Genomic DNA, 15416 nt, shown 5'->3' with positions numbered 1-15416 from the left:
GCCGGCCTGTCCTGCTAAGCCTGTTTCAGCGACTCAATAATACGCCTGGCTCTGTTAGGTGCTACATCCACATGAATATCGATGTGTTTCTTCACGCCGAATCGCTTCATGTTCTTATATTGCGTTTCGATAATTGTTTTATCCTCGTCAAACGTAAACTTCGTTTGATCAATGACCTTTTGCATTACCTCATCGCAATTGGATGTGGGGTTACTCGCCATAGTCCAGATATAAAAACAGCTTTCTTCTGTTTCCGGTGTCAGCGCATGAAAGCCCCGCATGTGAAAGCCACCGCGTCCGGGATCATCAACGGCTTCAGTATTATGCTCAACAGCACCAGTCCAGATTTCCAAATGTGAAGGATGGAAAACAATTTCCTGCCACCGGTCGATGGTCTCACCAAAAGGATAAGCAGCACTGTAGGTGGGCGGCGGTACTGAATTGAGCATATGCCTGACAACTTTTACGCTGTTTCCTTGCTGGGTTACATTCATCTCTGCATTCATGTGAATTTTGGCATTTCCACCAATGGTTTTCAGATGAACATAACCCAGATGGCTGAGATCCAGCAGGTTGTCATGGACAAGTTGATAAGGCGCATCGTAGTGGTAAATATCACCGCCAAACATAAAATCAGGATGATGATGAAATTCATAGGAAGGAGGCGGTTCAACGGGCTGAGAATGCTGCGCATCACCAAACCAAATCCATATCAGCGCATCTTTTTCAGCAATATGGTATTGCATGACTTTTGCCCTCGACGGAATTTTTTCCTGTCCGGGAATTTCGATACACTTTCCATCGCCATTGAATAACAGACCATGATAACCACAGCGTAAACCTTCAGGTTCCATGGTTCCGGAAGATAGTGGCAGCGACCGGTGACAACAGCGATCTTCCAGAGCATGTGCTTTTCCGTCTTGTGTCCTGAACAATACCACCGGCTCATTTAACAACATTTTGGCTACCGGCTTATCGTCAAGTTCACTGGACAAAGCAGCGACATACCACATGTTTAATGGAAATGCGTGCCGTGTACCGGTGACAGAGGTATCAGAATTTTCAGGGTGGTGCATTTGAACAGACATAGTTTTATTCCGGTTAACAGGATTAAAGGTCAATAGAAAGTGACGGGGTTAACGCCCGGGAACAACAAGGCGTAAAACGGTCATTTGCTGATTTTTCAGCATCTGTCAGCCACGCGTCCCTGTGGTCAACTTTTCCATCAAGAACACGCAATACACATGTGCCGCAAATCCCCTGTTCACAACTGGCATCCACTTCAATACCGGCTTCATCCAACGCCTCGAGGGCTGTTTGCTCTGTGCTTACATTGATGTGAATATTTGATTGAACAAGGTGCATTGTGAACGCCGTATCAGCGCCGGTTGTGGAAATGTCGTGACTGAATTTTTCCTGATTCAAAGCAAAATCAGGCCAGCTTTTCTCTCTGGCAATCTCATTAACTTTAGACATAAAGCCATCAGGACCGCAGGTATAGAGACCGCAGCCGTCTTCGAAAGCAGGGATAAGCTCCCGCAGTCGTTTCACTATTTTCTCACGACTTTCTGAAGGGATTAAAATGACTTTTCCGGTGTTAACCCCTGCCGCGAGTTCCTTATCGAACGGAATTTGTTGTGCCGGCTTATGAACATAAAGCAATAGATATTGCTTCCCAAGGTCATCAAGACTTTTCATCATTGAAATAAGTGGCGTAATGCCGATCCCCCCGGCAACAAGAATGACTTTTCCGTCATGCTCCCCAAGCGGGAACAAATTTTTCGGTGCGGAGATCTGCACGGCCATCCCTACGCGGAAAGTATCGTGAATGGCTACTGAGCCGCCTCTGGAATGACTGTCACGCAATACAGCGATACTGTACTCATTGACATCTCTGGCAGACCCACAAAGTGAATACTGGCGGGTGATATCTTCATTAACCTTCACATCAACGTGAGCACCGGGTGTAAAGGAGGGAAGTGCATTTCCGTCTTCAGCAATAAAACTGATTTTGGCAACTGAAGCGGCAATTTTTTCAATTTTAGAAATCTTCGCGTTTATCAAAAGAATTTCCCTGTAACTAACATCTATGTAACAAACAATACGAAACAATTAGTTGATATGTCAACTATAGAGATTATCTGATCAGTTCACTAAGTGATAAAATGTTGATTTAGTAACTAATAAAAAGAGAGCAGAAATTGCAGAATCCACAATTTCTAGATTTGGCACGGTACGTACCTGCACTCATTACTTTTCTGGCTAACAAACTTTCGGCCAGCGCTTCGGGTCAGTACCGGAAGATGTTTGGCGTAGGGATAGTTGAATGGCGTGTCATCGCTCTGCTGGCCGTGGAGCCGGAAACAACGGCGAATTCTGTGAGTAATGTCATCGGTCTCGATAAGGCGCTGGTAAGCCGGACAGTGAAAAAGCTCAAAGAGCTGGAAATCATCACTATTTCAAAGAGTGAAAAAGATGGCAGACATCAATATCTGTCACTGTCACCAAAAGGAAAAGCACTCCACGATGAGATTCTGACGGTTGCACTTGAACGGGAAAGTAAATTGCTGGAGGTGTTATCGCAAGACGAGCGTGAATTGCTTATCAGCCTTCTTCAGAAGCTTAACAATCAGGTAGGAAAACTCGACATGAAGTCAGAATAAATTGAGACAAAAGCCCTTCTGACATAAGCCATCGGTGATATACTTACGCCTCTTTTTTGCACCCTATTTAGGTAACAGCTGGCAGCGACACGGGGCAGAGTGCTCATCCCCCTTTTTTAATCCAGCAGGACACAAATTAAAACGCCACAGAGCTTATTTATGATTATCAACAAAATTGCCGAAGAACTTGCCGTTAATGCCAATCAGGTGCAGGCGGCTGTTTCATTACTCGATGAGGGTGCTACGGTTCCTTTTATCGCCCGTTACCGGAAAGAGGCAACGCAAGGACTGGACGATACTCAGCTTCGTAACCTCGAACAGCGGCTGACGTACCTGCGTGAATTAGAAGATCGCCGCAGCGTGATTTTAAAGTCCATTGAAGAACAGGGTAAGCTTACCGATGCGCTGAGAAAGGACATCACCACGGCGGACAGCAAAACGACGCTGGAAGATTTATACCTGCCCTACAAGCCACGTCGTCGCACTAAAGGTCAGATCGCTATTGAAGCCGGGCTTGAGCCTTTAGCTGATAAACTGTTTAACGACCCGTCGCTGACACCGGAAGCCGAAGCAGAAGCATTTGTTTCTGCTGACAAAGGCGTAGCCGATACCAAAGCCGCACTGGAAGGTGCCCGCTTTATCCTGATGGAACGGTTTGCCGAAGACGCTTCTCTGCTGGCGAAAGTACGCCGCTATCTGAATGACAATGCCTTCGTAACCAGTACAGTGGCTCCCGGTAAAGAGCAGGAAGCCATTAAGTACAAAGATTATTTCGACCATCAGGAAAAACTCAAAAGCGTGCCGTCTCACCGTGCTCTTGCCATGTTCCGTGGCCGTAATGAGGGCATGCTGCATATTCAGCTGAACGCAGATCCGCAGAATGAAGATGCCACGGCACCGTCACACTGCGAATTCATCATTGCTGATCACTACAATATCAGTGACAAAGGCCGTGCTGCTGATGCGTTTTTAAAGCAGGTTGTACAGTGGACCTGGAAAATCAAAATTGCTCTGCACATGGAAACCGAACTGTTTTCGGGCTTACGTGAGCAGGCTGAAGAAGAAGCCATCAGCGTATTCGCTAAAAACCTCAATGATCTGCTAATGGCGGCGCCGGCCGGCGCGAAAACCACCATGGGTCTGGATCCGGGTTTGCGTACCGGGGTCAAAGTCGCGGTGGTAGATAAAACCGGTAAGGTGGTGGCCACTAATACGATTTTCCCCCACGCGCCGCAAAACGCCTGGGACAAGTCTATGCGCAAACTGATTAATGTGTGCAAACAGCATAAAGTAGAGCTCATCAGTATCGGTAACGGTACCGGCTCCCGCGAAACGGATAAACTGGTTGCTGAAATGTTGAAAGCAGCGCCGGAGCTGGGCGCTCAGAAAATCATGGTCAGTGAAGCCGGTGCATCAGTGTACTCAGCGTCGGAACTGGCATCGAAAGAACTGCCGGATATGGACGTATCTCTGCGTGGCGCTGTATCAATTGCCCGTCGTCTGCAGGATCCTCTCGCCGAACTGGTAAAAATTGAGCCGAAGGCTATTGGTGTTGGCCAGTATCAGCACGACGTAAGCCAGAGTCAGTTAGGCAAATCACTGGATCGCGTTATCGAGGACTGTGTAAACGCCGTAGGCGTCGACCTGAACACCGCGTCTCCTGCACTGCTGTCTTATGTATCGGGCCTGAACAAAACCCTGGCACAAAATATCGTTGCATTTCGCGATAACAACGGCGCTTTTGGTGACCGTAAATCCTTATTAAAGGTTGAACGGTTAGGTCCTAAAGCCTTTGAACAGGCAGCCGGCTTCCTGCGTATCACCGCAGGCACAAACCCGCTGGATGCCTCCGCCGTTCACCCGGAAGCCTATCCGGTTATCGACAGCATTGTTGACCGTACGCAGGTCGCCGTAAACGACCTGATTGGTAACACCGATCTGCTGCGTAAGCTGGCACCGGAGGACTTCACCAGTGAAGCATTCGGTTTGCCAACCGTAAAAGATATCCTGAAAGAGCTGGACAAACCCGGCCGTGACCCCCGTCCTGAATTTAAAACAGCGACCTTCAAAGAAGGCGTTGAAACCATCAGCGATCTGAAGCCGGGCATGATTCTGGAAGGTGTTGTCAGTAACGTGGCAAACTTCGGTGCTTTCGTTGACGTGGGTGTGCATCAGGATGGTCTGGTTCACATCTCGGCACTGACCAACAAGTTCATCTCGGATCCCCGTGAAGTAGTAAAAGCCGGTGATATCGTAAAAGTGAAAGTGCTGGAAGTAGACGTACAGCGTAAGCGTATTTCCTTCACCATGCGCCTTGACGATACCCCTGCACCGGCCGCCGAAAAGCGCCAGAGCGGCGCCGGAAAACCTGCCGGGAAGCAAGGTAAAGGACGCCAGCCCGGCCGCAATGGCGGTGGCAATAACCGTCAGGCGCAAGCGCCGGCTAATGCAGCCATGGGCAATGCGTTCGCGGATGCATTTGCTAAAGCAAAGCAGAAGTAACCCCGGACAGAACCTTCAGAAAGCCGGCATGATGCCGGCTTTCTTGCTTTTACCCGCCGCTCTGAGTAAATTTAATAAAACATTCAGGACAGGCTATATGTCACTGTGATCACCATTAAATTTATCTGGCGCCCGCTGGCTGTTGCGCTCTGGTTTATCAGCCTGACTGTATCTGCCACCAACCTGACTTCAGAACTGGAAAGCTATGAGCAAAGACTCCGGCAGGAAACCCCTATGCCGGTCGGTGAAGTGCTCGACACACTGGAATCCCGGTTACTGAGCGACGACTATACTCAGACAGAAAAAGCCCGCATCGGGGCACTTTACGTCGTTTATATGCTAAAGATTCATCATTCTGCGTCTGATAACGTGCTCGCGGTGCTGGAATCTGTCTCACAGGACAACGAATCCGGCCCGGTTATCCGCGTGGGCCTGGCCAGAATGTATGGCATCAATGCTGAATACAGTAAGAGCTATTACCTGTTCGAAGGACTCCTGAAACAAGCTTCCCTTGCACCTGACGTCCGCGCACTCGCCATCGCCTACCTGATTGTGACCTACAGCGAAAACCAGGTATTTGCCTCTAACGCCAGGCTCATTAATACGCTCAGCGAGCTTATATTCAGTAATCAGCTGGAACAATTACTCCCCCTGCACAATTACATGGTTGCTGATTACTATCATTCCATTAATTCACTGGATATAGCGCTGGAGTATTATGAGAAGTCTCTCAACGGGGCGCTCAGTCAGCATGACTGGCTGCTGGTCAGTGACAACTTGTATGACATAGGGATACTGCACCGTAACCGGGGCAACTACGATGCCGCCATCAGCTACTTCAAAAAAGCGGAGGCTAACGATAAGAACATCGATATCAATTACTCTGAATACCTTGCTCTGTATGGTATGGCAACGACCTATTTCAATTCAGGACAATACGATCTCGCACTACCTCTTTCGGAAGCCGTTACCTCTCATCCGCTGACATCCGCATTTTACGATACCGAAATTTATAAATGGCGGGCAAAAGCGTTTCTGGATATGAAGCAATATGAAGAGGCTGAAGAGGCTCTGGATATTTCCCGTAAAATGTACGACGAAGACAGAACTGCTGAGCAGACGACCTGGCGTGCGGAGCTTGAGCAGATTGCTGCTCATATAACGGCGGCCAGAGGAGATTACAAAACCGCATTTGCTCAGTACGAACAGTTTCATGAAGACTATCTGGATGCAAAGAAGTACGAAGACCTGGAATTAATTGAAAGTGCGAATCTGGTACATCAGATAGAGCAGGAAAGAGAGAAAGCCAGTGAACTGGAGAAAGAAAACGAGTCTATATCGGCACTTCTCACGGCCATAGAATCGGCCAGAGCAACCCAGCAACGTTACAATCAGTGGTTAGTTGTGGTTATCGTTCTGGGTATTGTCACACTGCTCATCATTCTCTATCTGCTTCGCAAATCACGCCACACTAACCAGTTATACGCAGACGCAAAAGCCAAAGCTGAACTTCAGGACAAGCTGAAAACCGATTTCCTGTCGAATATCAGTCACGAAATCCGTACTCCGTTAAACGCTATTATCGGTTTCGGTCAGGTGCTGACCGAAAAACTGGATAATCCGAAACATAAACGCCTGACGAATCAGATCGTAAACTCTTCAGAAATGCTGCTGCAATTGATTAATGACCTGCTCGACTTCTCTAAAATTGAAGCCGGCAAACTTGAGCTTGATGCCGAACAGTACAACATTCGTCACAGCCTGAAAAAACTGGCGGATATCTTCCACGGTCAGGCTCAGAATAAAGGGCTAAAGCTGGTTTTCTCTATCGATCCTGAGTTGCCTCCGGTACTGATATTCGACGAATTGAGATTCAAGCAGATCCTGGCGAATTTGATCAGTAACGCCATTAAATTTTCATCTGAAGGCAAAATTGAAATCAGGCTGAAACTACTGCGTATTGATGAGGAAAGCTGCACATTTGAAGCCGGTGTGAAAGATACCGGCATCGGTATCAGTGAAGCACAAAAAGAAACCCTGTTTGAACCCTTTATTCAGGCTGAAAGCTCAACTGCCCGCAAATACGGCGGCTCAGGTCTGGGACTGCATATCTGTAATCAGCTGTTGTCGCTGATGGACTCTAAGCTTGAACTGGAAAGTGAAACAGGCAAAGGCTCTGACTTCTTTTTCACCGTCACCATGCCTTACGCAACACAGATAAAGCCCGTTAAACCGGTGACAAAAACGTCAGACAATACTTTTTCGGGGCAGCGGTTACTGCTGGTAGAAGACAACGATATTAACGTGGAAGTGATTCTGGCTATGCTTTCAACCACCAGCCTTCAAATCACCCGCGCTGCTAACGGCCGTGAGGCTGTGCAACAGATGGTAGACAACACCTTTGATATTGTACTGATGGATATTCAGATGCCGGAAATGGATGGCTATGAGGCAACCCGTCATATCAGACAGGAAATGGGTATTAGCACACCGGTTATTGCCCTGACGGCAAACGCCATGAGTCAGGACATTGAAGCATGCCGTGCGGCGGGTATGAATGACCACATCAGTAAGCCGGTGCAGAAAGACACCTTACTGGACACCATAATGAAGTATCTGAGCAACGACTGAATGCCGGTTAAAAATAAATACCGGTAAAACGCATCAGGCGCTGGCGGAGAAACCACCTGCTTTCGGGGTCACAGTGGCCTGATAGAATTGCTGAATTACGCCAATACGTGACTGTATAGCCGGAGACTGGTAAGCATCGCCGCCAATTTCCAGCGAACGGTCAGCAACAGCATCAACAGAAAATGCTTCTGTATTATCCCCGCTTTCAGACTCTGTTGAGCCCGGGCTACCACCGGATGACAATTCCTGACGGGCTTCATTTGCTTTGCGGGACGCCTCTGCGGCCACTTTTAGATCTTGCGAAGATGGCTCAGCCGGCGCTAGAGCGGCAGCGCGCACCTGCTCCATTTTCTGAACGGTCTGCTCAGGCGTTTCAGCATCGGACACATCAATGCTGACTTCCCCGTCAGTTACGTATCGCTGACCGTCCGGGCCTGTTTCATACTGATATTGGGGAGAACCTGCATACTGACCACCACGGGCTGCATGAGCCTGCTCGTGCTGACGCACTTCCTGGTCACGGGATTTTAGCTCTTCAACTTCCTGCTGCTGAGCCTGCTGTTGCTGCTTCTCTTCCGCCGATTCTTTACCTGCGCTTTCCTGATTAGCGTTATCGGTGGCAGCTTCAGGGTTGTCTGCATTTTCATTCTGCTGTAGTGCATCAGCACGGGCATCAACCTGAATTTGCGGGCGCTCATAGGTAACAGGAGCAGGTTTCTGACCGGGCAGTCTTGCACGGTCTGATTCAGAACCTAATCCTTGCTCAGACGCACTCTGATCTGCATCTTTAGAAGGAGGAATGGTGTCTTTCAGTAAGTTGTCACGACGTGCAGACTCGGTGTTCACATTTGCTGTGGTGAACACTAACGAAGTCGGAACAGGCGTGACAATATTCATAATATTGAAGCTGTGATCAGGTCAGCGTATCGATAATGGTGCCGACGGTATCAAACGCCGTATCGACCACTTTTGCAGAAGCAAGGGCATTGTTGCGATTGTACTGCAATGACATTAAATCAGACGTCAGGCTGTCACCACCGGTGGGCAGTGTGTTGCGGATATTCGACAAATTGTTCAGCGATGCATTAGTCAGCACCTGACTGGTGCCATTTAATTCAACACTGGTTTGCGCTGCGCGCTGGGCAATATTCACGGATGCCTGTGTCATGCCCTGATAGGCATTCTGAATGCCGCTCATGCCAGACACGATCGCCGAATTGATATTATTACCAATAATACTCGACATGACTGATACCTCTATTTTGCATATTGGCTACCACACCAATCTGCACCTCATACTCTCTCACGGTTAATTATTGACCAAAATGAGTAAAATGAGAAGTACCGGAGATAAAAAAACGCGCCTCCTGTAAACCGCCGGAGGCGCGTTTGCCACTAACATGTTGATAGTAAATTAATCTATTGCCGGAATAGCCTCAGCGTCCTGGGTAATTTTACCCACACCGGAATGATTAATGACTTTCACTTTTACAGAATCCGCATCGTCCAGCGTGTAATCGTACGGTACGGTGTAACTGGAAGTCGGTTCAGCGTCCGGTCCGGCTGATACATCACCGGCATCAGGTTCTGTCCAGATGACACCGGTTCCGAATACGTTTCCGGCGGTATTCCAGTATCCAATCACGTCAGAATAAAACGACACAATGGGGTTTTGCGTTTGCTCAAATACATTGTTCTCGATTTGCAGTTCTGCACCGATACGGGAGTTAATGGCCGTTGAGGAAATACCGTTGTAGTAGTTGTTGTACAGGTGTCCGTAGCCATAACGGAACAGCGGTAAACGGGACTCAATATTTTCAAAACGGTTATGATGGAAAGTGATAAAGCGGTCGGTGTTATCACTGTCCGTATCACTTTCGGTATGACCATGCAGGGATGCTTTCCAGTGATCATGCAGATAGTTGTACGAAATGGTGATGTTTTTCGCGCCACGTTTACTGTCTACCAGACCATCATAGAAGTCTTTATCCACCGATAACGTGCTGTACAACTCGTTGTGGTCAATCCAGATATTACTGGTCGTCGAACCGTCATTATCACCCTCGATGCCAATGGCGTCTTTGCCTTCGGTTAATACGTGATGAATTTTCAGGTTTTGAATAATCACGTTGTTAGCCCGTTTGATGAGAATACCGATACCGTCAAACTCGCCACGGTCGGCCACACCAATAATGGATACATCGTTCATATCACGAATTTCAATGGGGCTACCTGTTCCACCCGTGTTAGCGTCGGTGATGACACCATCTACATACACTGTCACCGGCGTATTGGTTGATGCTGCGGTATCCAGTGCGGCCTGTAGGTCAGCGCCGTTATCTACAGTAACAACCGAACCTCCGGCACCGCCGGTGAGCGTGTAGTTATAAGCTGCAAAGCCGTTGGCTAACGCCTCAGGTTCCGCTGCGATAACCGGTGCGTTTAACGGCGACGGTGTCCAGCCTTCATTGTTATTGTAGTGAGCGAAGATACTGTCGCGATCCGTCAGACCTGTCACGTCACCGGCAGTCAGCACGTAGCCAAACTGACGGGAGGAGAGATCCAGCGGATTGCCCTGCATGTCCATGCTGCCGTATTCCCGCCAGCCGGCTGATGCCGTTGCCGGATTCGGGTTAGACGCAGGCTGGCTGTTGATACCTTCACCGGCCCAGCCGATATCCGCTATGTGTGTGTCAAAGCGGTTATTGATCAGCGTGATGTTATCAAAATATTCGCTGCTACCACCGCTTCGGGCGATGTAAGTGGAGTTATCCAGCACGTCGTTACCGATGGGTCCCGGACCATGGGTAAATTCACTGTTTAAGAAAATGAACCCTTTATTATTGATGTCCGGTACACGGGCCTGCAGTACATAGCCGCCGGAAGTATCCTGAGTCGGATCGCCGTTTTTGGAATCACCGATGGTGCGGATTTCGCTTTCTTCAAACAGAGCAGTGTTCACATAACCCCAGATGAAGTCCACGTTGCCGGCAACAAGCGACTGATAGAACCAGCTGTACCCTTTCAGCAGCAGGGTATCCTGCTCACTGATGAAGTTCATGTTGGTAGCAGTCAGACGGCCGTTGTCACTGTTGAAGTACAGGGTTTCAGCCTGATTAGAGTATTCATTGCTGCGGATATGGCTGTTTTTCAGCGTAAAATTATTCAGCACCAGATTATCCACGCCCTCAATCAGGAAAACGCTGCGACCACCTGATGGTGTGCCGGTGCCCGGCGCTTCACTCTTACCGCTGCCACTGTTGAAGCTTTCAAAGTTATTGTAATACACCACGGTATTGTCACGATCTTCCCCTTGTAAGGTGACGTTATCGTGGTCCCGCAGCAGCATCATTTCCTCGTACTCACCGGCCATGATAGTGATGGTGGCAGCTTCATCTGAAGGTACACTCTGCATCACGTAGTTCAGTGCGCCCTGCACGGTTCTGAAGTCAGCTTCACCATCGTCATCTACCACCAGCGCATTACCTTCCGGTGCAGCTTCGCGGGTGGTAAATGTCCAGCCGTACGTTTTACCCAACCCGGTAAACACTTCGCCATTAAGGGTTCCGCTGGTTACAACGTTTTCACCAATCGCCACATAGTAGTCTTTGCCGTATTCCAGCACATGATTATGGGGTTTGATCAGTAACGTATTGCCGTCTACCCGAACTGGGCGGTAATACACTTTGCGCTGACGTTCCTGACCGGCGTAACCGATAAAGTCCTCGTCCACACCTACGTTAATCACATCAACCACAGTATCGTCGCTGGCATCGTAAATACGGATTTCGCCCACGTCACCTAACACGGGCACATCATCAAATGTCAGCGCCAGAGACGTATCGATGTGGGCGTTTTGCTTACCGGCGTAAGGCACGGTGTCACCGGTGAGGCTGCCATACGCGCCTGCCGGCATCACAAAACCTTCAGCAACGTCTACAGTGATGGTTTTAACCAGTGTACTGTCTGAACCTGAAGTAAACGTTACCGTGGCAGAACCGGCTGCCACAGGTGTCAGCACCACTGTCGGCCCGTCGATTTCAACATCAACAACTGCTGTGTCACTGCTTGTGGCTGTAAAGGTGTCGTCAGTAACACCGTCATTTTGCACCGCAGTCACATACACATAGAGCGGATCACTGCTGGTGGTCGTTTCCCAGCCCGGCTCCTTATAATCCAGCGTCAGTTGTACCGGTTTGACGGTGGGATCACCAATCTTAATATCATCGATTTCAAACGAACGGTTATTGGTGAACATGCCAACCAGGCCTTTTGCGGAATACTGGCTGTCTGCCACCGTCCCCATGTTTTCGCCATCAAGATAAACCGTCAGGTTTTCACCCTGCATTTCAAAGCGCACCCGGTACCAGGTGCCGTCTGTTCCGTCTTTCTCACCCAGCAAAACCGGCGATTTCTTCTGTACCGGGCGGGAAATACTGCCACCGGTACTGGTTGCTACTTCCACCTGCGTGCTGGAAGAGGAATTCTGCACATTCAGACCACCACCATACCAGTTTCCGGCACTGTCGTAGCGACCCAGCAGGAAGATCTGCTTATTCCGGGTGGTACTGTTCTGACGGGGCCGTATACGGGCTTCAACAAAGTAATCGCCGGAATCCGGCACACCGGCCATGGCCGCGTCTGTCAGCAGAAGGATTTCGCCACCCTCTCCGCCGGCGGTATAACGCAGTACGTTGTTGCCGTCATCATCCAGAATATCGAATACACCCTGAGGCCCGTTACTGCCCTCAATATTGGAAAGCAGATTAAAGTTCTCCGTCGAGCCGTCAGCGAAATCATCACAGAAGTACAAATCCGGCTCGTTGTCACAACTGAATACCTGCGGTGACGCTGCATCGCCGGTATACGACAATACCAGGTTATCAATAACCACTTTGCCCCCGCTTTCAGTCCGTAACTGCAGGAACGAGGATGATGTAGCAATGAAGCCTTCTACAGTAAGCCGCTCTCCCGGTATGAGACTGGTAAGCGGTTCACTGAAGAACTTCGATGCGCCGCCATGCACTGACTTACCGCTGCTGCTGGTGTTGTTATCAGCATAGATAATGAAGTTGTTATTGCCTTCCGCATCCTCAACAGACACGATATCCATGCTGATGGTGTACTCACGGCTTAAATCCAGAACACCCGTTGTGACGGTATCCGCATCGGTGGTTTCAGTATCCGGCGTGGTATTACCCAGCGTAAACCGCGCACTGTCGATGGACAGTTCGCCATCTGTAATGGCCAGACCGCTGCCACCGCCGGTAATGCTGTAGAACGGCACACTGCCGTCGCCACCGGTACTTTTGTATTCAGCAGAAAACAGGCTGGTGACATCCGTTTCAAATTTCTCTTCCAGCAACGTATTTGCCTGAACATACTCAATGCGAATATTGTCGATAACGACAATTGAGCCGCTTTCAGTGCGGAACTGAAGATATGAATTCTGGCCGGCGATTTGTCCGGGCACACTCAGTGTTGTGCCTGCTGTTAATGTTGTCACCAGCTCATTGTAGAACCGGGAATCACCGCCAAGATAAGAGTTGGCGCTGCCTGACGTGTTGTTGTCGACATAAATCTGGAATTTGTTGTCTCCTTCACTGTCTTCCACGTAGACGACATCAAACACCACGTTATAAGGACGACTCAAGTCCAGCGCACCGCTGGCAGTAGTATTGTCTGCCGCACTGAGGTTATCAGGATCGGTATTCCCCAGTGTAAACCGGCCGCCATCCAGCTGAATGCCGTTTTCAACCAGGGTGACTGAACCACCGGTATTGACGAACATAGGCACAGACTCACCGGCAGCGTTTTCGGCAGCCGCAAAACTGACGGAGAAAATATCCTCGTTAGTGCCGGAAAAGGTATAGCTCAGTGGTAAATCTACCCGCGGAATGGTTACGGGTACTTCCGGCTCTTCCGGTTCCACCGGCTCTTCAGGCTCAACGGGTTCCACAGCATCGGCCACGGTTTCTATACGTAAGTTATCCAGCGTAATAGACGCACTTGAGTCTGTACGTAACTGGAAGAAGCTGTTGGTCACAGCCGCATTGAGGATCTTCGCACCCTCTGCAGCAGGATCGCCGCCGCTGATATCTGCGCCCGGTTCATAGGTATAACTGAAGCGGGTTCCCGGCGCTAAACCGTCGCCGTCCAGACCAATGCTGACAAACTTACTTGCAGCACCGTGAACAGAATTGTCCTGTCCGGTGGTATTGTTATCCACATACAACGAGAACGTGCCTGCGCCGTTATGGGCGATAACGTCAAAACTGATAGTGAAACCTTCACTGAGGTTATAAATGCCCGTGCCCACGGTGTCAGAACCTGACGTATTGGCTAACGGATTTGCAGCCGCATTACCTATACTGAAACGATCACCTTCTAAAATAAGATGTCCGGTAGCAGGATCAACAACAGGGCTGCCGCCGGTTTTCACATACAGCGGGCCGGAATCAGGATCATCAGACAAACGCTTGTAGGATGAAGAGAAGAAGGTGGCGGTATCGGTATCGAAGTTCTCTTCCAGCGCCGCCTGAACAGCATTGGCCGCTTCCACCAACCTTTCGTTTTCTGCCTGCGCCTGAGATTCGCTGAATGCAAATACAGCGCTCATAGGATCGTCTTCAGCCAGGCATTGCTCCACTAATTCCACCATCGACGGTCCGTCAGTGGTCATTTCCCCCTGACACAGACTGTAAACCTGATTAACGGTGTTGAACGCTCGGGATATCAGCCAGGTTTCGCTGTCACCGGATGTGAGTACCAGCACTTTACGTCCGAAAGCAAAATGATATTCGCCGCTGACCTCCCCGTCTTCAAGGGTTTGTGTGTAGGTGCCGTTTAAGTTGGTCTCATCCGCAGGGGTAAAATTATAAGATGTTTGCGTCACCGTACGACCATTTCGCACTGGCGCATAAACCGAACCGGTGAATAAATCCACATCGAAGGTATTGGGAAACAGCGTACCCCGTTCTGTCTCCAGGTAATTCACGAAATGGGTAATCGCCTCGTACTTACTGATTAAGGTGCTGCTTGCACCGCCCGCAGCACCCAGCCATGCTTCCACATCAGCCGCAAAGTCTGTATCAGACTGGGCAAAGAAATCCTGTGCGGTTTCGCCATCTCCCAGTAACATTTCTGCTGCCGCGGCTGCACTGCTGCTTAAGGTAATTCCGTTTGACGGATCACCATCGGTATCCAGTGATTGTAATAAGCGCAGTGTGTTCACTACCGACTGATTAAACGCGTTGTCGGTAGCGAATAAGTCCAGCGGCGAAATCACGCTGGAGGCCGGCGCATCCGGAAAAACCAGCTCACCGATAAAGAAAGTCAGTTGTTCACCACGGAAGTAAGAAAACTCTCCGTCAGCATTAGTTGTGCCGTCGCTTACCGATTCAGAACGGTACCCCAGACCGGCAACCGGACTGTCAACAAACACACCGGTTAACGCCGGATCGGGTGGCAATGTTACGTTAGTTGTACTTTTTTCTCCGCAAGCGGATAGCAGCATCACGCCACTCACTACGGTGGCTATTTTTGTGAGTTTCATATCACTCAATCTCCGTTTATCTGCCGGGCGCACGTTCCCTGACGATTGTCCGCACCAGCTAAAAT

Annotated in this window: 8 protein-coding genes; 3 read left to right on the top strand and 5 right to left on the bottom strand. The window is 49.5% G+C overall.

All coding sequences use genetic code 11. The features are described 5' to 3' along the window. Positions 1-14: 14 nt before the first annotated feature. Complete coding sequence (locus AC4PME_RS05565) at positions 15-1088, bottom strand: aromatic ring-hydroxylating oxygenase subunit alpha (protein ID WP_202980684.1); 1074 nt, start codon at positions 1086-1088, stop codon at positions 15-17. Positions 1089-1110: 22 nt separating this feature from the next. Continuing rightward, positions 1111-2064, bottom strand: a complete 954-nt coding sequence (locus tag AC4PME_RS05560; protein ID WP_491044803.1) for a PDR/VanB family oxidoreductase — start codon at positions 2062-2064, stop codon at positions 1111-1113. Positions 2065-2201: 137 nt separating this feature from the next. Here AC4PME_RS05560 and AC4PME_RS05555 point away from each other — a divergent pair, with 137 nt between their 5' ends. The 3 genes from AC4PME_RS05555 to AC4PME_RS05545 all read left to right on the top strand — a co-directional run bounded on the left by AC4PME_RS05555 (position 2202) and on the right by AC4PME_RS05545 (position 7796). After that, on the top strand, positions 2202-2663 hold the full coding sequence (locus AC4PME_RS05555; RefSeq protein ID WP_202980685.1) for a MarR family winged helix-turn-helix transcriptional regulator: 462 nt from the start codon (positions 2202-2204) through the stop codon (positions 2661-2663). Between the two features lie 159 nt (positions 2664-2822). Continuing rightward, complete coding sequence (locus AC4PME_RS05550) at positions 2823-5165, top strand: Tex family protein (protein ID WP_491044804.1); 2343 nt, start codon at positions 2823-2825, stop codon at positions 5163-5165. Positions 5166-5270: 105 nt separating this feature from the next. Next, complete coding sequence (locus AC4PME_RS05545) at positions 5271-7796, top strand: response regulator (protein WP_491044805.1); 2526 nt, start codon at positions 5271-5273, stop codon at positions 7794-7796. A 33-nt stretch (positions 7797-7829) separates the two neighbouring features. Here AC4PME_RS05545 and AC4PME_RS05540 read toward each other — a convergent pair whose 3' ends face one another. The 3 genes from AC4PME_RS05540 to AC4PME_RS05530 form a co-directional block, all read right to left on the bottom strand. After that, positions 7830-8693 carry a putative metalloprotease CJM1_0395 family protein gene (locus AC4PME_RS05540; protein WP_491044806.1) on the bottom strand — a complete coding sequence of 288 codons (864 nt, stop codon included), beginning with the start codon at positions 8691-8693 and terminating at the stop codon, positions 7830-7832. 16 nt (positions 8694-8709) lie between these two features. Beyond that, entirely contained in the window at positions 8710-9042 is a 333-nt protein-coding gene (locus AC4PME_RS05535) for a hypothetical protein (protein ID WP_119503133.1), read from the bottom strand. 168 nt (positions 9043-9210) lie between these two features. Next, complete coding sequence (locus AC4PME_RS05530; RefSeq protein WP_491044807.1) at positions 9211-15351, bottom strand: pectinesterase family protein; 6141 nt, start codon at positions 15349-15351, stop codon at positions 9211-9213. Positions 15352-15416 lie beyond the last annotated feature (65 nt).

The organism is Alteromonas sp., assembly GCF_984505615.1.
This window is presented reverse-complemented; position numbering and strand designations above follow the sequence as displayed.

Bases quoted from the DNA above. Each gene is read 5' to 3' on its own strand.
- AC4PME_RS05550 (WP_491044804.1), top strand. From the start codon at position 2,823: ATGATTATCAACAAAATTGCCGAAGAACTTGCCGTTAATGCCAATCAG.
- AC4PME_RS05530 (WP_491044807.1), bottom strand. From the start codon at position 15,351: ATGAAACTCACAAAAATAGCCACCGTAGTGAGTGGCGTGATGCTGCTA.
- AC4PME_RS05565 (WP_202980684.1), bottom strand. From the start codon at position 1,088: ATGTCTGTTCAAATGCACCACCCTGAAAATTCTGATACCTCTGTCACC.
- AC4PME_RS05540 (WP_491044806.1), bottom strand. From the start codon at position 8,693: ATGAATATTGTCACGCCTGTTCCGACTTCGTTAGTGTTCACCACAGCA.
- AC4PME_RS05535 (WP_119503133.1), bottom strand. From the start codon at position 9,042: ATGTCGAGTATTATTGGTAATAATATCAATTCGGCGATCGTGTCTGGC.